Genomic DNA, 21,512 nt, shown 5'->3' with positions numbered 1-21,512 from the left:
CTACGGAGTTAACATGGCAAAACTATCCTTACAAGAGCAGATGCTTCAAGCTGGTCTTATCGACAAAAAGAAAATGAAGAAGGCCGGTAAGAGCTCGAAGAAATCGCGCACGCTGGTAAAAGAAGCCAAAGCGGCAGTCGAAGAAAAACGCGCCGCGCAAGTAGCTCAGGATCAGGAGCTGAACCGCCAGAAGCAGAAGGAAGCTGAGAAAAAGGCCATTACAGCGCAGGTGAAGCAACTGGTTGAGATGAACAAGATTGACCGTAAAGACGGTGATATTGGCTACAACTTCACTGACGGCACGCTGGTGAAAAAGATTTACGTCGACAAAGCGACGCAAGACCAGTTGGTGAATGGCCGTTTGGCGATTGCCCGCGACGGTGAAGGTTATGCGATTGTTCCTGGCGTGGTGGCGGACAAAATTGTTCAGCGAGATGAAAACACCATCGTACTGAACAACACGGTGGATGAGCAGGCGATGGACGAAGACGATCCATATGCAGACTTCAAGATCCCTGACGATCTGATGTGGTAAACGCAGCCAGTTGATGAATAAGAAAAAGCCCTATCTCCGGACAGGGTTGTTTGCTTTTATACCAATCACAGTAGGTAGCAGATACTTACTACGATTGGTATTAGCTGGTGGCTTCCGCAGGCCGTTTTTTCTTGCGGTTTCTCGGGTGATTCACCGGCACTGCCGACAGCAGTGTTTGGGTGTATTCGTGTTGCGGGTTGGCATACAGGGCTTTTGCGTTACCGTATTCCACCATGTTGCCAAAATACATCACCGCGACGTTATCCGAGACCTGACGCACCACAGAAAGGTCGTGGGAGATGAAAATCATCGCCAGGTTCATTTCCTGTTGCAGCTTTAACAGCAAGTTCAGGATTTGCGCCTGCACAGATACATCCAGTGCGGAGACGGACTCATCACAAATCAGCAGCTTAGGTTTGAGTGCAATCGCTCGTGCTATGCCGATGCGCTGACGTTGACCGCCGGAAAACTCATGGGGATAACGGCTGGCGGCTTCTACGGGCAAGCCAACTTTTACTAAGAGTTCCTCTACCCACAGTTTGCGCTCTGCGCGGGTGCCGATGTTGTGGATCTCGAAGGGCTCTTCCAGAATCATGCCCACGGTGTGGCGCTGATTAAGTGATTCCAGCGGATCCTGAAACACGATTTGCATGTCTTTACGAAGCGGACGCATAGCACGCGGGCTGAGGTCGGTGATATCTTTACCTTCAAAGAAAATCTTGCCACCGGTTGGCTCATAAAGCTTAAGAATGGTGCGCCCAAGGGTGCTTTTTCCGCAGCCGGATTCGCCCACTAGACCTAAGGTTTCGCCACGTTTCACGCTGAAAGAAACGCCATCCACTGCTTTGATGGTGTAGCCCTTTTTGAAAATGCCTTTGCCGGAAACGAAGTGTTTGCAAAGGTTGTCGATTCTTAGCAACTCTTCCATGGTTAACCTCGAAATTCCGGAAACAGCGCAGGGTCGATCTCAGGGATATCGATCAACTGCTTGGGTTCGGTGGTAAGATCGGGTATCAGGCCGAGCAAGCGCTTGGTATAAGGGTGCTGAGGGTAGTCAAACAGATTGAACACGTCGGCATTCTCGACGATTTTCCCGCCATACATGACCGCCACGTCGTCACAGATTTCCGCGACTACGCCCAAATCGTGAGTGATGAAAATCATCCCCATACCAGTTTCTTCCTGTAGGTCATTCATCAGGTCGAGAATGGAGGCTTGAACGGTGACATCTAATGCGGTGGTGGGTTCGTCACAGATCAGAATATCGGGCCTGCAGGCCAATGCCATCGCAATCATCACGCGTTGTCGCATGCCACCTGAAAGGTTATGCGGGTATTCATTGAACCGTTTTTCCGGCATCGGAATTTTTACTTTTTCCAGCATTTCAAGGGCGGCAGCCTGCCGTTCTTTTTTGTTCATCTCTGGGTGATGGAGAGCGAGCACTTCGGTGAGCTGTTTGCCAATCGAATGCACCGGATTCAGCGCGGTCATCGGATCCTGAAAAATCATGGAAATCCGGTTGCCGCGCATTTGGTACATTTCTTCCGGCGGCAGGCTGATCAAATTCGTGCCGCGATAGAGGATCTCACCTGCGGTGACCTGCCCATAAGGCTTGGGTAGCAAGCCCATGATAGACATAGCAGTCACGCTTTTACCACTGCCTGATTCGCCAACTAAACCCAGCGTTCGGCCTGCCATGACATCAAAATTCACGCCGTGGAGGATTTTCACCACACCGTCATCGGTGGTGAATTCGGTTTCCAATCCGCGGACGCTGAGAACCGGTGCCGTCATCTTTCCTACCTTATCACTTGTAGCGATCATCAATCACAGTCACCGGTTCAAACGTCTTATCATCGTCCATGGCGTCGAGGGTTTCTTTTTTTACGTCTGCATCAAGCCAGAAGGTGCTATAGCCCATCGCACCGCCAATTGTGAACAGGGTATCTGTCCACTTTTGCATTGGGTTCTCTGGGTACTTAACCCAACGCCAATGACCCTGTCGTGTCCATGGAACGATATAACTTGGTGAGACAACAGCAGCTTCTTGAATGATGCGTTGCATCTCCTTTGACTGCTGGTGTTTTTTGCTGATGTCGAATTCAACCCGATATTGTTCAATCAGCTTATCCAGTTCGGGGGTGCTGAAGTTGGTAAAGTTGTTGGTTTGTGGCTTGTTGGCGTTGTCGGAATGAAAGTACTGCCAATAACCTGGGGTTTCACTGGCACCCATGTTGATGAATGCAATCTGGTGTTTTTTCTCCGACACATATTTAAAGCCTGTGGCACCATCAATGAGCTTTAGAGAGAATTCCAAGCCTGCCAGCTTTGACTGCTCTTTGAGGTAGGCCATTCGAGGAGTGAAAAAGGCTAGGGGGTATACCAGCTCAAATGATAGGCGCTCGCCCTTATCATTGACACGAATTCCGTCTGAGCCGATTTTGTCGAAGCCAGCTTTGATAAAGTACTCTGTTGCTTTATCGATGTTGAAGTCAGGCGCTTTGGCATCAGGCCAGGAGTATTCACCGTGTCCTGAGCCCATGGCATGGGGTTTGCGTTGGTAATCTCCTCGAATTAGCTTTTCAATCAGGCCATCAAAGTCAGTGGCATGCATAATACCGCGACGTACGTTGATGTTATCCAGTATTGGCATGGCTGTGTTCAGCCAAAGGCCACCGCCGCCTTGTGGTGTTTCATTGAAGCCCCAGAATTTCTGGATATACCCTTTTTTGTATGCGTCCCCGTCAGTTTTCTCATGCCAGATTTCCGGGAGTGTGAGATCGTAGATATCCAGTTTTCCCTTTTCAAAATGCTGTCTGGACACATCCGTATCGCGAATCACGGTCATGCGGATTTTGTCGACATTGTAGCGGTTTTGGTAATAACGGTTGTCGTAACCCCACCAATCTTCGCCTACGTGCTTAAAGGTTACACTTTTGCCTTTCTTAATATCATCTACAAAATATGGCCCCGTGCTGGGTTCGGGCTTGAAGTTGTATTTACGGACAAAGTTGTCGTCAACACCATCGCCATTCTTGTCCTTGCCGGATGCATAAAAATGCTGTGGGCGAGGAACGAGCCCACCGACCGTTCGCATCAACTCCTCTGGGTTCTTCTCATCCACTGTACTAGCGGCAATTGTATGGTCATCAATTTTCACTACATTGGCGATAGTCTTGGTGTAGTAATCGTTGTACCAAGGGGCGACGATATCCTTCGAGCGGTAGAACTGAAGCATAAACACAAAATCATCAGCAGTCAGAGGCTTGCCGTCATTCCATTTTGCCTTTGGGTTGAGCTTAAAGTAGATGGTTTTGTTGTCGCCAGCGTAAGCCCAATCTGTCGCGATAGCTGGTATCCAATTGAGTGTATCGGGATGACGTGTCACCAGTCCGGGTACTTCATCGAGAAAATAACCACGGAGGCCTGAATTGGAATCAGGCCCTACGCTTCGCAGCGTCAGTGGGAAGCTGGATAAATGGGTACGTAATGTGCCGCCGCGTTTGGCTTTATCAGACGCAAAAACCGGATCGTCCCAGTTTGTCTGCCAGTTAAGGTTGGCAGGAAGTTCAGCGGCTTGCGCGGTGAAGGCGAGTGCGCTTAAAGCGGCAAGTGTGGTCAATTTAAACATGGTCACTTCCTTGTCAGACATAACGGGTGAATTTTTTCGGGTCAAATGCAGCGCGAACCGCATCGCCAATAAAGGTCACCATGGTGAGCACCAACACGGTGGCGGTCACCACCGAGGTGACAATCCAAGGGCTGTCGAGGTTAGACTTACCTTGCTGCAATAACTCGCCCCAACTCGGTGTTGGTGGCGCAAGACCAAGGCCTAGATAATCTAGCGCGGTCAACGCGGTAATGTTAGCCACAATGGTGAAGGGTGCCAGAGTGACCACCATGACCATGGTGTTGGGCAGAATATGTTTCAGCAGGATACGCGAAGTAGAAGCGCCGAGTGCTCTCGCAGCCATCACGTATTCCCGTGCGGATTCTTTGTAGGTCATGGTCCGCATGTACCAAGTTATCCCCATCCAGCCGAATATGACGTTGATGGCAACAAAAAGGGTGAAGGTGGGCTTGGTGATCGACACCAGTATCATGATGACGTAAAGGAAAGGGATCATCGACCAGACTTCAATAAAGCGCTGGCTGATGAGGTCGAACTTGCCACCGAAAAAGCCCATGGCGCAGCCAATCACGGTACCAATCGCAAAACAGATGGTCATGGTGGTAAGGGCGTACATCATGGCGATGCGGAACCCATAGAATAGGCGCGCCAGTACATCACGGCCAATCACATCGGTGCCGAGGTAGTGCTGTGATTCAATGCTTGGCGCATACGGCGGGAATTCACCCTCGATAAAATCCTGCTCATAAGGGTTCCAAGGCACCAACGGCATGATCACGAAGTTGCTGTTGTCTTCTTCCTCAAACAGGGCTTGAAGCTCGCGGTAGTTGGCTTCGCTTTGGTAATCCTGTCCAAACTCGGTGCCAAGGCGCACATCGCTCACCACAGGGAAGAACAGCTCGCCGTTGTAACGCACCATCAGGGCTTTGCTGTTAATGAAAAATTCTGCAAATAGGGAAAGGACCAGCAAGATAGAGAGGACAATGAAAGACCAGTAACCTGGTTTGATCTCTTTGAAGCGTTTTATCTTCTTTTGCGTCAGTGGGCTGAGAGTCATCATCATTCACCAAACCTTACCCGCGGATCCACGAGTGCCACACAGATATCAGAAACGATGTTACCCACCAGAAGCATAGCGGCGTTCAGGGCCACAATGGCCATGACCACCGGATAATCTCTTTCCATAATGGCTTCATAGCCAAGCAGGCCAATGCCATCGATGTTGAACACCACTTCGATGAGGAAGGAGCCCGTCAGGAAGAACAACAGCGAGTTACCGAAATGGCTCGCCAGAGGAATCAAACTGTTCTGCATTGCGTGTTTACGCACGGCGTCTTTGAATGGTAGACCTTTGGCGATTGCCGTTCGGATGTAATCCGCGGAGAGGTTCTCCATCAGGTTGTTCTTCATGGTGATGGTCAGGGTGGCAAAATCCCCGATGATGTAACAAATCAGCGGCAGCACGGCATGCCAGAGCACGTCTTTGATCATCTCGCCTTTGGACTCTAAATCGTCAAAGTCGTCAGAGGTAAACCCTCCCATGGGGAACCAATCGAGGTGGAAGGAGAAAACACTCAGTAGCAGGATGCCGACCACGTAACCCGGAAGGGCATAACCCACAAAGATCAGCACGGAAGAGGCGTTATCAAAGGCAGTATTGTGCTTAACGGCTTTGTAGTAGCCGAGAGGGATCGAGACCAAATAGGCAATCAGGAAAGTCATGCCACCGTAGAACATAGAGACAGGGAGCCGCTCGATAATCATATCCAATACGGGCTCGTAGTAACGGGTCGACTCACCAAAATCGAGAACCAGAAGGCGGTTCAGCCATTCCCAATATGCCTCCATTACGGGCTTGTCGAGACCGTAGAAAGCGTTCAGTTCTTCGAGCTGATATTCATCCAACGAGGAGTTGTCCTGAAAGCTCTGGGTCTGTGCCGCGCCTTCCTGCATAAATTGGGATTGGGCGAGCATGCGCTCAACCGGTCCACCCGGTACAAAGCGGGTGATGGCAAAGATCACTAATGTGATGCCAAGAAATGTGGGAACGACGAGTAACAACCGTCGTAGTAAATAGGCTAGCACCGAAAGACTCTCTCCTTGTCTATGTGCGGAACAGTAGAAGTTGGCTAACTAAAGTAATGTGGTAGTTGGAGAAACATCTCAACCCCCCAGATCAATAAATGTGTGTACCCTCAGGTTTGTCATCATTGATTCGTACTTTCTTTTTATTCGCAAGCCAAATGCGCGAGAAATCGCAGCAAGTTGGTGCCAATTCCAGCTAACGCGTTTCGAACGTCTTTAACCGATCAAAGTTCAAATTTTTTTATATGAATCTTGACAAAATTAGCCCTTGAAAAAATTAAGAAATGGAGAGATTATCCGCGCCCTCCTGTTCACACTATGTGCTATTAACCATGAACTTTACTCAGTTTGACTCTCTGCCACCGCCGCAGATCGCGGAGCGTGCTGCGGAAATTGGTGTAGCGAAAGCAACCAAAGACCCATTCAAATCATTCCTTCTGGCGATATCAGCCGGTATTCATATCGGTATTGCATTTATTTTCTATACAACTGTGACGACAGGTGCTGGCGACATGCCTTGGGGGATGACCCGTTTCGTCGGTGGTCTGGCCTTCAGTCTGGGTTTAATCCTGGTGATCATTACCGGTGGCGAGCTATTCACGAGTTCGGTACTCACTTTGGTGGCGCGAGCCAGTGGTAAGATTACCTGGGGCGCATTGTTTAAGAACTGGCTGGTTGTTTATGGCGGTAACTTGATTGGTGCGATTCTGCTGGTGATCTGCATGTTGATTGCCCAGCAGTACATGTTTGGCAATGGTAAGGTGGGTATCAACGCCATGAATATTGCCCAGCATAAACTACACCATGGTTTCCTGCAGGCTGTGGCGCTTGGCATTATGTGTAATGTGCTGGTGTGTATTGCGGTATGGATGACCTATTCGGGTCGGACACTGACTGACAAGATTCTGGTCATGATTCTTCCAGTGGCGATGTTTGTTTCATCAGGCTTTGAGCACTGCATCGCTAACATGTTTCAGGTGCCAATGGCGATTGGTATCAAATACTTTGCCCCAGAGTCTTTTTGGGCGGCAACAGGCATGAACGTGGCAGATTTTGCTGATCTGACGTTCACCAATTTCTTTTTCAACAATCTGGTACCAGTGACTTTGGGTAATATCATCGGTGGTGGTCTGTTTGTTGGTATGTGGTATTGGATGATTTACCTACGCGACTAAGCCAAGGCAGGAAAGACAAAAAGGCCAGTGAGTGATCACTGGCCTTTCTTTCATGCTAAGGCATCAAAGCGCTTTGAACAGTAAGCGTCAGTACAAGGCGCAATTAAATACGATTAGTTAGTGCTGCTGTCATCCTTTACCTGACATTCCGGTGCTTCAGAGCCGTCCGTGCAATCAGTGGTGGTTTCGCTGGCGAGTGCCAAGCCTGAAAAAAGTACGGCAAAGGTTAACATCAGTGTTTTGAACATCGTCATTTCGATTCTCCTGTTTCCATTGGAGTTAATAATTGCTATCTGTGTATTTGCTGCAGCACATACACTTTGGTTCATAACCCACTGAGTTTTGTTAGCGTTTGGTAATGGTTGTGTTAGGCAGACTATTTGTCTGAAAAATTATACATTTGGTGATAAAAATAAAGAAGCCCCGTAAAGAAGCTTCTTTGGTTTCAGTCAGTTGGACAGAAACAGGTTAGGTTTCTATCGACACGTCATCCAATGGTTTGCTACAGCAACTGAGGATATAACCTTCCTCAATCTCTTCCTCACTGATCCCGCCATTGTGTTCCATGTTAACGTTACCGGTCAGCAGCTTCACTTTGCATGAACCGCAGATCCCCATACCACAGGCCTTGGGAACATGAATGCCCAATTTGGTGCTTGCGGCATGCACGGTTTCATTCTCAGTGACTGTGACTGACATACCTTCATCGATAAATTCCACGCAAAATCCCGCTTGCGGCAGTTCGTCGGCGATCTGCGCCAGCTCTGCGGATTCTTCTGCATCTTCAATCGCTTCTGGGGGGGTCTCGCCGAAGCTTTCTTCATGGTAGCGCGACATGTCGTAGCCCATGTCGGTCAGCATGGCGCGAACGGCTCTCATATAGGGTTCTGGCCCACAACAGTAAACCTCCCGCTGGAGAACATCTGGTGCCATTAGCTCCAACAGTTGCTGGTTCAGGAACCCGCGGTACCCATGCCAGCTTTCGCCTGTGTCATAGCGTTCACAGATGATGCTGAGTTCGAAGTTGTCGATACGGGACGCCATCAACTCAAGCTCTTTTTTGAAGATGATATCTTTCGGGGTTTGGGCACTGTGAACAAACTTCATGTCGACGGCGCTATTGGTGTCATACCACCATCTTGCCATCGACATCACTGGTGTAATGCCAACACCGCCAGATAGGAATAGTGCTTTATCCGTGGTGAAGTCCATGCAGTTGAAGTTGCCAACTGGACCATGTACGGCGATTTCGTCCTCTACACGAAGATTGTCGTGCAGCCAGTTGGAGACCAAACCGTTTTTCACCCGCTTGACCGTGATGGAGAAACTGTATGGTACAGAAGGAGAAGAAGACATGGTGTAGCTGCGCATCACCTGCTCACCACCAATCTCCAGCTCTAGCGTCACGAACTGACCCGGCTTGAAGAAAAACATGATGGGCGTCTGGCTCATAAAGCAAAAGGTTTTTACATCATGTGTTTCCTGAATCACCTTTACGCAGCGCACCACATGACGCCCATTTGCCCAGGTCTGTGTGTTGACCGGGTTGAGGCTGTCTTCGGGTAAGGCTTCTAGTTCGTTCATATTGATTTCCCCAAGATTTTTCATGGTTTCTTGAAGCGATTGTGTGGTGGATTCAGTGATTTAAATTACACAGGCACGACACAGACTTACCTGAATCCACTGCGCTCTTTTGTTGGTTTTATTCGTTCGCTTAAGTCAAAGACCTCAGCCCAGATTGTCCTTCAGCCTTTCACAATACCAATTGACGAAGTTGATCACGCCAAATTCATAGGTCTTGGAATAAGGACCTGGACGATAGCCTATCGAATTCACACCAAGTTGGTTGTTTTCCGACAGGGTTCTGTCCTGATCATTGGTGGCGTCCCAAACACGTCGTAAGTTTTCCGGGTCGTAATCAACACCTTCAACAGCATCCTTGTGCACCAACCAGCGGGTGATGACTTTAGTTTCCTGCGGGCTGATAGGAAGGATTTGGAAAGCAATGTGGTGGTCACCCATTCCGTGGTTCCAGGAGTTTGGAAGGTGAAGGATACGCAGGGCACCAAGGTCTGGAGAGGTAATACGTCCCAGCAATTTCTTACTGGCAGCTTGACCATCCATTGTCATTGAATGTGTCCCTTCCTTCAGCGGTGTCCTGACTATACGGTTTCGATTGTTGTAACGCATTTGGTATTGGTAAGGGATGTCCATGCCAGACCAGAAGGTCTGTTGCTTTTCAACCAGTGCGATAAATTCTGGTGTGGCGCGGGGGTCGTTGTTGTCGTCCCATTCCAAAAGGGAATTCAGTAGTTCGGGATGGGAGCTGTCGCAGTGATAGCATTCGCGATTGTTCTCAACTACCAGTTTCCAGTTGGCTTTTTCGATGATTTCACTCTGTACTGCCACTTTGGCGTTGTAGAGATCATGGGGTTCCAGGTAGTACTCCATGTCCTGAACGAAGTCTTCGATAGGTGGTGGGTTGTCAGCCAGACAAACGAAAATGTATCCGCCAGCGACCTGACAATGGACAGGTGACAACCCATGGGTCGAGCGATCGAAGCTCTCATCCATGTCTTGCCCATTAAATACAAGAGAGCCGTCAAGGTCATAGGCCCATTGATGGTAAGGACAGACAAGCTTTGGAGACTTCCCTTTTGCCGTCAGGCAGATCTTGGAACCACGGTGACGGCATGTGTTGTGGAAAGCCCTGATTTGGTCCTGATTGTCGCGAAGAATGATGACGGAGCTCAGGCCAATGTCGACAGTGATGAAACTACCACGTTTAGGTAGGTCACAGCTCACGCCGGCAAATATCCACTCTTTATGGAAAATCTCTTCCATATCGATCTGGAAAAGTGCCTCACTGTTATAGAACGGCTGTTCCAGCGTATGGTCCGGGATACGTCTTTCCAGCATGGTTTTAACTGCATTACGGTCTATGAGTGCATTATCTATGCGTTGTGTAGGCACTTTAGTCATCTTCTTTCCCTAGTGAAGTACCGGTCGTTTAAGTTCATCAGAACGTTCATCCAAACGCGGGGCCGTCTGCGTCCCCAAACGGCTCTTGGGCTGCTTGGGTCTAACTGCATAATGGCTTTGTTTCTCAGTAGAAAATTATTTAATTACGACTTCGGGATTGCTTGTATACGACCAAGAAGATAGAGCCCGCGGCATCACGGACTTTGCTAAGGTAGTTTGGCACGAGAGTTGGCTTAGCCGCTGATGAGTTCACCTGCAAAGGAACGCCGTGATGACAACGCTAGTTAATCTCGCCGATGCCTGCATCTTCAGGTTATTTGGGCATAATGCATTTCTTTATGATGGAAATATTAATAGAAAAGTTATATGCAATTAATTTTTATATTTTCATGGTTTGGTAAAGTCATTTTATTACAATGAAGCTTAGGAGGTGGGTGTTATGAAACCCGATTTATTGTCGCATTTATACAAGTTATGTCACTTCACATTACACGAAAAATAAATTTCCATATCGTTTATTAAATAACGGGAGGAAGATCTATGTTAAGAAATTGTTATATTTTCAGATCTGCCCTACGCTGAGCGAGACCAATAAAAAAGGGTGGTTAAAAATGAAAAAAACGATAGCAATGCTCTCACTTTCAACAGCAGCTCTTTCTTTTTCAGCAACTGCCGCCATTGGCCAGCATCCTGTGGTGCTGGTTCATGGCTTGCAAGCCTCTCAACTGGCTGAAAGGCCTGGTCCATCCGAGGTTTCTGCCGATGGTGAACAATACTGGAAAAAGTTTTGGAATACGCACGCAGATGTCCGCATTGACTGGCCAGCCCACGAGCGGGTAGCGGGTAAGATCGCTAGTGATTATGCGTGGCCAAAATTAAAACAACTTGCGCAAAGTAATACTTGTTCTAATGGATGTATATTTGTTACGCATTCCACGGGTGACTTGGTGACACGCTATATTTTAGATAACCAAGAAAATTGGCTTTTAAACGAAGGCTTACCTCCATTAAATATTATATCTACGTTTGATTTTGCTGGCGCAGGAGGAGGGTCTGAGCTTGCTGATTTAGCGGTAAATATTATCGAAGGTGGTGGTGTTTTAAACACAACACTACGACTTGCAATAGCGCTTTGGCTCGGCGAAATACCAAATAGTAGTAATACTGGCGTATTAAATGATCTCAAAGTATCTAATGCTCGACAAATTGCCCCTTTCCCTGACGGTAGAGTTCCTCGCATCCGTTTTACTGGGGATTCAAGCGAGTTTCTGGGCATCACCTCGTCTTTCTTGCCTGGCCATGACGATGGAGTTGTGGCTTCTCACTCCACTTGTGGTTCAAGCACTGTTGGCAGGTTCAGCAGTTGTTCACGTTCTGTCGCATACGACGGCAAACTGAGCTATCAATCGGGCGGCGTCTCGAGCTTTATGCCACAGCATTACCCTATGTTGATGGGCAAGGGTTATACCCATGTTGGGGTGATTGGCAATATTCACCAAGGAAAAGTGACTGCAGCGAACAATCGCGTGTCTTTAGGGGACGGCTCGCAGGTTTCTGTCAACACATCTGATTCTTGGTCTTGGTGGAGCTGGACATACTACCGTTATGTAAACGGTTCTGATAGCCAAACCATGTCAGAGCTGGTGTCGAACCTGCGATAGCAGACAACGGAGGGGCATGGCTCCTCCGTTACTGGTTTCTGCGCTAAAGCGCGCTCAAATACAAGGATGATTCAATGAAGAAAGCGGGGACGGTGCTGATAACTATGGCACTTGCTGGATTGGGTGTTTGGTTACTTGAAGATACCGAAGCAGAAGCACCCTTGCAGGAATCTGCAGTCATGGCCTCAGACAATCAAAGGAAAGCCGCTTCTGAGCCTCAGCCTTTGCCACTCGCTAAGCAGAGCGCAACTGAACCGAATACAAATGAAACCTTACCTGTGGTGGAGATCCCCGAAGCCATGACCGCGCAATTTTCTATTGTGGCGCAAACGTTTGAACAAGAGCTGCATTACCCGCCTTATTCCCAGCCTATCTTATCAGCCGACAGCCCGTATCTGACACCGAACCGTTTTGCTGAAGTGGAAATGCCTGTGCTGGATGGGAAGGAATCGGCAGTCTTGTTTCTTGATAAATACCGCTTCTTCTATCCAGAACCAGTGCCTTTTAAAGTGAAAAGCTCGCTTCCCATCTTGGGCATGCGCTATTCATTGTTTGATATCGCTAGCCGTGAAGAAGTAGCCAGAGGCAATAGTGACTGGGCGAGCGGTGAAATGCAGCCGGATGAATCATCGTCTACCCAACTTAGGTTGAAAGTCACGGTACGTTTTGAAGGGGGTAGTGATGTGTTAACTGCAGACATCAACTATGTCAATCCCGTGGCTTTTGTGATGGGAGTCCAACCCGCTTATACCCAACAAGCTGACTGGATGATACCTGTCACTATCGATGCCAAAAAAGCGGGTCTTTATCGTCTGCGTGCCAATTTGTATCGTGACGATGGCACACCGATTGCCGTTCTGACTGAAAAACAGAAGCTATCTGAAGGACAAGGTGAGATTGTGTTGAAGGCGCATCAATCGGTTCTATCTGGAAAAAATGGTGTGTATTCGCTAAAGGACTTACAGCTCGAACGAATGTCTGGACGTCCCGGAGAGGAAACACAGTATGGTGTCAGTAAAGTTGGACAAATTGAACTTGGCGAGTTGGACGTGGATGCGTTGAGTGATCTGCCATATCAACCCTCGGAGCAAGAACGTCAGCAACTTCAATTTTTAAAACACCTGGCCGGTGAGGCCTGATCATAAAGGCTTTATTGGTTTCTCCCTTTTTATAAACTCCTGCTTCACATCAAAATATGAGTACTAACCCTAGAATATCTATAACACTTCACTTTTCGATGTGATATACATCGCAACCAATTTTTAATGTCCACCTTTTTTGACTTGATAGCTGTTGGTGAGTTGCTATAAATAAATCGAAATACGCTTTTAAAGCGCATGATGCGCGGCAAAGTGGGCAGGCCTCCCCGCATTTATGGGGTCTATCATCTTCAATCTACAAGGTTTTCGAGCATGAAACGCAATGGGCGAGATTTGGTTTACTACCTAACACTGGTATGTGTGCCGATGTTTTTTGCTGTGTTGCTGGGGCTTTATCTCTCCAAATTATCCATTGATAAGCACGTTGATAGCTTTGGGTCGATTTATCTGAAAACCCTTGAGCGGAAAATTGACTCTCTGACCAACCAGGCGAGGGTGCTCATGAGCGATACCTCTAACTGTGATTCCATCAGGCGTCGGCTGAAGGTCTGGCCGAGTGTTCATGGATATCTGACTGTGAAAAATGGCCAGATTATGTGTCAATCAGATAGCGTGTTTGATTGGGTTGACCCTTTGTTGGTGACGGCAGATCTAACGCCAGGTATCCATAGCTACCCGAAAGCAGGTTCTGCAAATAAAGAGCGCGTATTGGTAATCGTGTCGCAGGACAACTTGAATCCAGCATCGCTTGGTATGGCAATCGTGTCGTTGGATGAATTTATCAGCTATATGGACATCTCTGATTCATTGCAATATGAGAAATTGGCGGTCTGGATTGGCGCTAATTGTCTGTTTGACAGAAGTCAGTACGATTTTGACAACATGCACTATTTCAAGTCAGAGCGTTTTCACATTAAGTTGGGCATAGAGCCGACAGAAAACTATATCTGCTACTCCATGTTGATGTTCACCTTGTCGAGTATTCCTCTTGGACTGCTGATTTCGCTGTTTATCCATTTGGTAATCATTCGCTTGAAACCGCGTTGCTCACTAGTAGAAGAGATCAAATCTGCTGTGAAACGTGGCGAGTTTTATCTTGTTTATCAGCCAGTCTATGATGCGATGGGAGAGCTCTATGGTTTTGAAGCTTTGGCGCGCTGGCAGCATCCAAAAATGGGTGTAGTAGGGCCTGACATTTTTATCCCCGCCATTGAGAAGAACCAGTTAGGCATTGAGTTTACCTACTATGTTTTTGCTCGTGCCGCTCAGGATATGGCGTTACTAGAGCCTGGCAAAAACTATCACTTGGGCATTAATGTTCCACCAGAGTTTATAATGTGCTCAAACTTTGAAAGCACGTTGTCGACCCTGATGAAGACATTTGACGGCTTGCCTGTTGCTATCACCCTTGAGGTCACTGAACGCCAGTTACTGGACGAAGCTGCCATTGAACAGATAGATATGGCGCGCCGACTTGGTGTGAAAATTGCGATTGATGATTTTGGCGTCGGGCATACTTCTCTATCTATGCTTCAGCGACTTAATATCGACTACCTGAAAATCGATAAGTGTTTTGTGGATACCGTTGGCATCGATTCGGTGAATGCGCCGGTGCTTGAATCTATTATCGAATTGGCGCATCGTCTTAATATCACTATCGTTGCGGAAGGCGTTGAGAGCGCCAAACAGGTTGATTTCCTTAATCAGCGTGGATGCCAATATCAGCAAGGTTACTTTTATGCTAAGCCACTGACAATGGATGAGCTTCTTGAAACTACAGCGCCACGCATTTGATATAGGGTTTTGATACCTCAGTTAAATTAGCAGCAAGTACTCACTAAATCATGAAGTTGTGATCACCTTTAGAGATGACGTGATACATATCGACGATGAGCCATTTAGCCTTGCCTGTATAGAGCTTTAACGTGCTAACTGTTAGCAAACTGCGGTTGATACTCCTGCAAGGTTTTCTCCAACATCGCTACACCCAGCGGCAAGTTCGCTTCACCACCTAACTTTTGAATCGTTGATCCCAGAGCATGGATTGTGCGGAAGATATTATGCACGCGGCATTGTTCGCCCATTTGCCCGATACGAACAATATTCAGGCCGAAAGAGCCTGAAATCTCCACTTTGAAATCGCGGGAGATGGCGGCCAGAATCTCTTTTTGGTTCAATCCTTCCGGCACATTGATACCAACGACGGAATTCAGGCGCGATGTTTTATCTGCATAAAGGGAGAGGCCCAGGCCTTCAATACCTGCCTGCAGGGCTAGAGAGCATTTCAGGTGGCGGTCAAAGCGCTTTTCCAAGGTTTCTTCACAGATCAGTCGCAGCGCTTCGTGGATGGCCATGATGCCGGAAACCGGTGCTGTGTAATGGTACGAGCTTTGGTACCAGAATTTATCGGCCAGTTTGGCATCCAGACACCAGTGACGAAGCGTGTCTTCCCGGGTGGTTATTTTAGCCCAAGCTTGCTCAGAAAAGGCGACCAAAGAGACGCCGGGAATGCAGCTGAGGCCTTTTTGTCCGCCAGTGATCACTGCATCTACCCCCCACGCGTCCATATTGAGTGGCATGGTACTGAGTGTACAGACTGCATCGATAATCACTAAGCATCCCGCTGCTTTGGCGGCGCGACATATTTGAGGCAGCGCACTGTTATAAACCGTATTGGAGGTTTCACCCTGCACGATAGTGAGCACTTTCGGCTGCACTTCAACAATTGCTTTAGCGATTTCTTCCGGGTTCGCTGCCTGTCCCTCGGTGATGGTGTAACGGATAACTTCTCCACCAACACGTTCAGACATTTCCGCCAATCGACCGCTAAAAAATCCGTTGCTGACGGACAGCACTTTATCATTTGGCACGACAAGGTTTGCTACTGCCATTTCCATGGCTGCAGAACCAGGGCCTGCCACGCCGAGGATATGTGAAGACTCGGTTTGGAAAACATAGCGGGACATAGATTTAACCTGCTCGATGATGCGAGACATGGTTTCGCCGAGGTGGTTAATCACAATACCGTTGGCGGCGGCGACTTTGGCGGGAATTGGGACCGGGCCAGCACCCATCATCAAAAGCGGTTCTTCGGGGAGGATGGTATCCAGTGATTCGACGATGGGGGCAGATATGTGCACGTATAGCTCCTGTATTGGTTCTGTGCTTGGGCGACTTCCTGTCGGAAATTCTGCATCATTTTCGGGAAGGAGGGCATGGTCGCACAGTGAAACAGGGATTTCCACGTGTATTGGGGGATAACTCGTCGCAATTTGGTGCACTTACTGTTGTCGCTATATTCAGTAACTTATGGCAAGCATTTCGACATCCTTGGTCTCCTTATTGAGACATGTAACTGGTTGCTTAAGGTTTACACTGTTTACGCAATTTACGAAGAAGCGGCAGTTTGCAAAGGGCAAGGTGGAGAGGGCTTGGAGGCTCGATGTTTGAGACTTGGTTTGACATTGCAGTGGGTTCACTGTGGGGATTTTGGCTCGTGATGTACCTCGACAGGTTTTACCGTCGACAAGTCATGGCGATTAACCTGTGCGTGTTTGTTTTTTGGGGAAGGAGTTTTAAGGCAAACAGGTACCTGTCAACCTTCATCAATATAGTGCTGGTGGTGGTATTCCTGCTGTCAGCGTCTGCATTGATCGGTAGTTTGGTGGAAAGCTGGGGCCTTTTCATTGTGGCATGGTGCTTAGGGATGGCTGTGTATGCGCTCTGTTTCTCAATGCCAAAACCCGTTTCTCGTCGGCATGATACTCTCTAATTTCACGCAGTGCTCTTGCTCAATTTGTAGAACGCGTTCAATTGATCTGCAATCGCACTGATTTGTGCGTTTTAACCTTGACCCAATACGGGTTTTCCCTGATAACGCAAGTAGACGACATTATTTTGATTTATTGCTGATTATGGATACCGATCTACTACGCACGTTCCTGGAAGTGAACAAAACTCGCCATTTTGGTAAGGCGGCGACCAACCTATATTTGACGCAGTCTGCTGTTAGTTTTCGCATTCGCCAGTTGGAAATCAAACTGGGCACGCCAGTGTTTACGCGTAAACGTGGCGATTTGCGTTTAACGTCAGCAGGTGAACGTTTTGTTCCCTACGCGGAGAGCATTTTGCAGACGTGGGGAAGGGCACGTCAGGATGTTGCGCTGACCGGTAGCTATCAGCAGCAGCTCACGGTGGGTGCGACGTCGCTGATCTGGGAAATGGACAGTTGTAGCGACTGGTTGGAGCAAGTGGAAGCCAGGCAACCAGACTGGGCACTTCGCACGGACTCTCTCAACCGCCAGCAAATTTCTACGGCACTGCTTGAGAAGCAAGTAGACGTTGTTTTGACCACCGAACCTCCAAAACTGGCTGACTTGCAGCAGCATCGCATTACATCGTTCGAGTTGTTGCTGGTTTCCAGCGAGCCGGATCAAGACATGGATACGATAGGCGAATTGCAGGTGGTGTATCTCGACTGGGGCACCCGCTTTGGACTGGAACACAGCCGCATCATGACGTTGCAGCGAACGCCAATTCTGCACAGTCATGCCTGTCAACCTGCCCTGAAATTCCTTTTGAATCGTGGTGGCGTTGGTTACTTGCCTTCTACGGTTGCTGAGCCTTGGATCGAAGCAGGCGCGCTGCACGTTGTAAAAGACAGCCCGGCCATGGCTAATGAACTTTATCTGGTTTGGCTTTCTATCAGCGACAAACATGAAGATATTGAACTGCTTGTTGCCAGTCTTGAAAAGGAAAGTTAACGCGCTTTTCTCGCGTTAATGTTAGCGGGCTCGATTATTGACGATCCGCGTTTTAAATACTTTTTTTTAACCGTTAAAATACTTAAGTTGGATAGTTTCTGACTCTAGTGTTTTGTTTAGGAGAAACAAGTGGTTTTAAAAAAAGTATGTCAGGCTATCGTGTTCGCGCTGACTTTTTCAATTAATTCAGTTTCTTATGCGGATTCTGTTGCAAGTTATCCCGAGGGTTGGGAAACCTGGCCCGTAGTAAAGGAATCAATGAATCTCCCAGCAGATACAGTCCTGCCACCGGATACCTCTCTTTTTATTCAGGAAGCCGTCCGCTCCTATTCATGGATTAATGATGGTCAGGGCTCCCCTCTTACCATTCGCGTCAATCCAGCAAAACTTGAGCAATACAAAACACACGGTCCATACACTGATGGCCCTACTGTGGTAGCAGTGTCTGAAGTTCAGGGAATTATCTGGGTGACAGAGCACTTCAGTGGCTTGCCTCTATATGGAAGCTACAACCGTAAAGGCGAGGATATCTCAAATATGCATCCTTCACTCGAGCCTGAATTTTGCGCGCGTTGTCATGATACCTATAAGGATATCTGTATCAATGGAACGTGCACTGAGCCTGTGCTCTCTTCTTACGAGTAAAGCCCCTGTTTACCAGTGAGGAGCATTGAATGCTGAACAGGTTTACGATTAACCAGCTGCTCTTTGTTTCTCATTTGATGTTGGTCGTTATTTTGATCGCGGGTATGAGCTACTCACGGTATCAGAGTGAATGGACGACACGGGTTAACCACGAAGCTGCGCTCATTGAGCGCGCCATCCTGCCAATGATGAGGGAAGTATCGTCAGCCGTCGCTGGGCGCAACTATGCGGCACTTACTATGCCTTCGCAAAAAGAATCTCTCACTAATATCGAAGCATTGTTGTTCCTCGATATTCAAGGCACTTCTGATTACAAAGACAATAAGGTCTGTGTTCGCTATTTCCGTGAGAGAGGCGAGATCTGGCGAACTGACGTCAGTAGTGAAGAACTGTCTATCGCACGACAACGCCGTAAAGACCTCGCGATAAATTTGCAGCAACACAACCTGAATGACGTTACTAAGAGGAAACTGACTTTTCTTTTGAAAAAAGCCGACGATGATTTGGCTGCATTAGAACTAGGTGTGGCGCGAACCAGCGAGTTTTCAGCGCCTTGGCCTTTGAAGCCGCAATCTGGTAAGTACGAATTACTACCTGAATACGGTATTGTGACACTGCAATTACCGCTGTTTAATAAAAATGGCGGCAATATTTACGCTGTATTTGATGCCTCAAACCTCTTCTCCCTCAAACATGAAATTTATCTCACCATCGCTATCGAAGCCGTGATTGCTTTGATGGTTTCTCTTCTCCTTATTGTAGGGGTTACCCATTGGTTGGTTGCGCCGCTTAGAACACTGGCGGAACAGATGGACAAAGATATTGAACAACTGAATATCGCGGCGTTAGACGAGATAAACCGTAGCGACGAAATTGGCACCCTTGCTCGTGGTCTTCACCGTCTGACTCGTAAAACACAGTCACAGCTTAAGCTGCTGAAGCATTTGTCTGATACCGATGCCCTGACCGGATTAAGCGGAAGGCACAACTACGAAAACCGTGCGGAAGCCTTGTTTAATACCACTCGTAACCAGGGAGCGAGTTTTGGGGTCATTGTGTGTGATATCGACTTCTTCAAACTCTACAACGACACTTTTGGTCACGGTAAAGGAGATGAGGTGATAAAGAAGATCGCAGATGTCTTGCTCAGTGCTACCCGCAACAACGATCTTTGTTTTCGAATTGGTGGTGAGGAATTTGTCGTGCTGCTTAAGGTGTATGAAGCAGAAAGCCTGATACGCATTGCGGAGCGAATGAGGTCTGAGGTGGAGGAGATGGGTATTCATCATGTCTCTGAACATGGCGCTGTCACGTTGTCGGTTGGTGCTGTGATGGTTTCTCCGCGCGCGACGTCCTTGAGCTATCAAGATGTGTTCGATTTTGCTGACAAGCAGCTATATGTCGCTAAACGGGCAGGACGCAACCGAGTCATTTTTAAGGAAATAGATAAACAACAAACCCCAGGGAAGGAACATTGTGATAAACAAGCAATCAAGACTTTGGATTGACACAGATATTACTATTGGTGCTCATCATAAGTTTTTACAATACAAAGATGTAGATGACGGCTACGCGTTAGGCAGTCTAATGCATAGCTCTGAAATCGAAATCCTTGGGATTAGCTCAACCCGCGGAAACACTGATGACATCAACGAATCTACTCAAATAGCTAAGCAGTTTGTTCAGGACTTTGGGGCGAATAGCTACAAGGTTTATCAGGGGGCAGCGACAGATTTTAAGCAAGATGCTGACTCTATTCCTGACGCTGTGTCGGAGTTGGCTAAGCAACTCGAACAGGGGCCAATGACCATCCTAGCGATCGGTGCACTGACAAATATCGCGCTTTTGTTGAAAGCCCGCCCAGATCTTGCTGGGAAGATAGAAAAAGTTGTTGCTGTTGCAGGAAGAGAGTCGGTGGATGAAATATTCAAATCCGGCACATTCCAGCTAAAACCTTTTCGCGATTTGAATTTCGAGTTTGACACTGCCGCCTTTGAAGCGGTGTTAAAAAGCGGCGTACCTGTTGTGCTCGTGCCATTCGGCGTGTGTAAGAAAGTCTGGGTGGATTTTGAAGATCTGGCGAAGCTTCGCAAACAAGGGCCAATGGGAAGTTTCCTTGCAAGACATGCGATGGGGTGGTGGGCAGAGTGGGAAATTATTTTTGGTGCCCGTCAAGGCTTTAACCCATTCGATATGGTGGCCGCAGCCTATGTGTTAAGTCCGTCTTGGTTTACCCAAGAGACACGGTTTGCGCATATAGTGTCTGCCCCAAGTGATACAGAAAAAGGGGTGAACAAGCCTTATTTGGTTTGTAATGAAGAAGCGACGGGTTATCCGGTATCCTACTGCGTTGATGTCGAAAGCGGCGTTAAAGCAGACATGCTGGCGAGACTTTCGAAGCAGACCATCGCGCAACAGGTGCTCGGGCTGTCTCATATCAACGTGATTGTGGACGATGTCGAAGCAGCGGCTGACTATTACCAGCGGGTTTTAGGTTTTGAACGGGCGCAAGATGAACAAAGTAATGCCATGTATTACCCTGGCGTGACCATGCAGAGCTTTGCGCTTGATGCGGGTCTTGGAAAACAGCAGGTAGAGTTGGATGTACTTTTTATCAAGCACCCCAATGCAGGTATTTATATTGAATTGATGCATTACCGCAAGCCTCAGGGGAGTAGTGAATTACCTCCTCAGCCAAAGACGTATGATCTTGGTGGCCCGCGCCATATTGCGATGGAAGTCGCTAACTGCAACGAGGTCTTCCATTACTTGAAGGAGCAGGAAGGCGTTAGAATGATCAACCCATCTGAAGATTATCATCCGGTTGAGTTAGATGGTTTCCCCATAACATTCTTCTACTGGATTGACCGTTACGGAATACAGTGGGAAATGGAGGAGGGGCGACGCGTAGGAGTCTCTAGAGGTATCGTATAGT

General features: G+C 47.9%; 19 protein-coding genes. 10 read left to right on the top strand and 9 right to left on the bottom strand.

What is annotated here, in order from left to right; genetic code table 11:
- Positions 1–13: 13 nt before the first annotated feature.
- Positions 14–535 (top strand): DUF2058 domain-containing protein, encoded by a 522-nt coding sequence (locus tag VP504_RS06320; protein ID WP_325893451.1) that lies wholly within the window; start codon positions 14–16, stop codon positions 533–535.
- A 100-nt stretch (positions 536–635) separates the two neighbouring features.
- Here the strand turns inward: VP504_RS06320 and VP504_RS06315 are convergent, their stop codons facing one another.
- The 5 genes from VP504_RS06315 to VP504_RS06295 are packed head-to-tail and all read right to left on the bottom strand — an operon-like array spanning position 636 to position 6,251.
- A complete protein-coding gene (locus tag VP504_RS06315; protein WP_325893450.1) occupies positions 636–1,463 on the bottom strand; it encodes an ABC transporter ATP-binding protein in 828 nt (275 codons plus the stop codon).
- A gap of 2 nt (positions 1,464–1,465) precedes the next feature.
- Positions 1,466–2,329 carry an ABC transporter ATP-binding protein gene (locus tag VP504_RS06310; protein WP_084387689.1) on the bottom strand — a complete coding sequence of 288 codons (864 nt, stop codon included), beginning with the start codon at positions 2,327–2,329 and terminating at the stop codon, positions 1,466–1,468.
- A gap of 13 nt (positions 2,330–2,342) precedes the next feature.
- Positions 2,343–4,166 carry an extracellular solute-binding protein gene (locus tag VP504_RS06305; RefSeq protein WP_062708109.1) on the bottom strand — a complete coding sequence of 608 codons (1,824 nt, stop codon included), beginning with the start codon at positions 4,164–4,166 and terminating at the stop codon, positions 2,343–2,345.
- Positions 4,167–4,179: 13 nt separating this feature from the next.
- Positions 4,180–5,226 carry an ABC transporter permease gene (locus VP504_RS06300; protein ID WP_325893991.1) on the bottom strand — a complete coding sequence of 349 codons (1,047 nt, stop codon included), beginning with the start codon at positions 5,224–5,226 and terminating at the stop codon, positions 4,180–4,182.
- The gene (locus tag VP504_RS06295) at positions 5,226–6,251 is read right to left on the bottom strand and encodes an ABC transporter permease subunit (protein ID WP_084387691.1); all 1,026 of its coding nucleotides are present in this window, start codon (positions 6,249–6,251) and stop codon (positions 5,226–5,228) included. The genes VP504_RS06300 and VP504_RS06295 overlap by 1 nt, the downstream gene beginning before the upstream one ends.
- A 332-nt stretch (positions 6,252–6,583) precedes the next feature.
- Here VP504_RS06295 and focA point away from each other — a divergent pair, with 332 nt between their 5' ends.
- A complete protein-coding gene (focA, locus tag VP504_RS06290) occupies positions 6,584–7,426 on the top strand; it encodes a formate transporter FocA (protein WP_325893449.1) in 843 nt (280 codons plus the stop codon).
- A gap of 113 nt (positions 7,427–7,539) precedes the next feature.
- Here focA and VP504_RS06285 read toward each other — a convergent pair whose 3' ends face one another.
- The 3 genes from VP504_RS06285 to VP504_RS06275 form a co-directional block, all read right to left on the bottom strand.
- Positions 7,540–7,680 (bottom strand): hypothetical protein, encoded by a 141-nt coding sequence (locus VP504_RS06285; protein ID WP_198159479.1) that lies wholly within the window; start codon positions 7,678–7,680, stop codon positions 7,540–7,542.
- Between the two features lie 214 nt (positions 7,681–7,894).
- Positions 7,895–9,010: a hybrid-cluster NAD(P)-dependent oxidoreductase gene (locus tag VP504_RS06280; protein WP_062708326.1), complete on the bottom strand. Its 1,116-nt coding sequence runs from the start codon at positions 9,008–9,010 to the stop codon at positions 7,895–7,897.
- A 144-nt stretch (positions 9,011–9,154) separates the two neighbouring features.
- Positions 9,155–10,408 carry an aromatic ring-hydroxylating oxygenase subunit alpha gene (locus tag VP504_RS06275; RefSeq protein WP_325893448.1) on the bottom strand — a complete coding sequence of 418 codons (1,254 nt, stop codon included), beginning with the start codon at positions 10,406–10,408 and terminating at the stop codon, positions 9,155–9,157.
- Between the two features lie 611 nt (positions 10,409–11,019).
- On the opposite strand from VP504_RS06275, the gene VP504_RS06270 reads away from it, so the two are divergent.
- From VP504_RS06270 to VP504_RS06260, 3 genes are all read left to right on the top strand, one after another.
- Positions 11,020–12,069: a hypothetical protein gene (locus VP504_RS06270; protein WP_325893447.1), complete on the top strand. Its 1,050-nt coding sequence runs from the start codon at positions 11,020–11,022 to the stop codon at positions 12,067–12,069.
- 74 nt (positions 12,070–12,143) lie between these two features.
- A complete protein-coding gene (locus VP504_RS06265; RefSeq protein ID WP_325893446.1) occupies positions 12,144–13,208 on the top strand; it encodes a hypothetical protein in 1,065 nt (354 codons plus the stop codon).
- 273 nt (positions 13,209–13,481) lie between these two features.
- Positions 13,482–14,963 carry an EAL domain-containing protein gene (locus VP504_RS06260; protein WP_325893445.1) on the top strand — a complete coding sequence of 494 codons (1,482 nt, stop codon included), beginning with the start codon at positions 13,482–13,484 and terminating at the stop codon, positions 14,961–14,963.
- Between the two features lie 134 nt (positions 14,964–15,097).
- Here the strand turns inward: VP504_RS06260 and VP504_RS06255 are convergent, their stop codons facing one another.
- Positions 15,098–16,309, bottom strand: coding sequence for a pyridoxal-phosphate-dependent aminotransferase family protein (locus VP504_RS06255; RefSeq protein WP_325893444.1), 1,212 nt, complete (start codon positions 16,307–16,309; stop codon positions 15,098–15,100).
- A gap of 302 nt (positions 16,310–16,611) precedes the next feature.
- Between VP504_RS06255 and VP504_RS06250 the strand changes: the two genes are divergently transcribed.
- The 5 genes from VP504_RS06250 (at position 16,612) to VP504_RS06230 (ending at position 21,511) form a co-directional block, all read left to right on the top strand.
- Positions 16,612–16,941: a hypothetical protein gene (locus VP504_RS06250; protein WP_062708130.1), complete on the top strand. Its 330-nt coding sequence runs from the start codon at positions 16,612–16,614 to the stop codon at positions 16,939–16,941.
- Between the two features lie 142 nt (positions 16,942–17,083).
- The gene (hdfR, locus tag VP504_RS06245) at positions 17,084–17,932 is read left to right on the top strand and encodes an HTH-type transcriptional regulator HdfR (RefSeq protein WP_325893443.1); all 849 of its coding nucleotides are present in this window, start codon (positions 17,084–17,086) and stop codon (positions 17,930–17,932) included.
- A 156-nt stretch (positions 17,933–18,088) separates the two neighbouring features.
- The gene (locus tag VP504_RS06240; RefSeq protein ID WP_198159480.1) at positions 18,089–18,577 is read left to right on the top strand and encodes a hypothetical protein; all 489 of its coding nucleotides are present in this window, start codon (positions 18,089–18,091) and stop codon (positions 18,575–18,577) included.
- A gap of 29 nt (positions 18,578–18,606) precedes the next feature.
- Entirely contained in the window at positions 18,607–20,085 is a 1,479-nt protein-coding gene (locus VP504_RS06235) for a GGDEF domain-containing protein (protein WP_325893442.1), read from the top strand.
- The gene (locus tag VP504_RS06230; RefSeq protein WP_325893441.1) at positions 20,054–21,511 is read left to right on the top strand and encodes a nucleoside hydrolase; all 1,458 of its coding nucleotides are present in this window, start codon (positions 20,054–20,056) and stop codon (positions 21,509–21,511) included. Before VP504_RS06235 ends, VP504_RS06230 begins: the two co-directional genes overlap by 32 nt.
- Position 21,512: the final 1 nt, after the last annotated feature.

Source organism: Grimontia sp. NTOU-MAR1 (genome assembly GCF_035758505.1).
In the GTDB taxonomy this organism is placed as follows: Bacteria; Pseudomonadota; Gammaproteobacteria; order Enterobacterales; family Vibrionaceae; genus Enterovibrio; species Enterovibrio marinus.
This window is presented reverse-complemented; position numbering and strand designations above follow the sequence as displayed.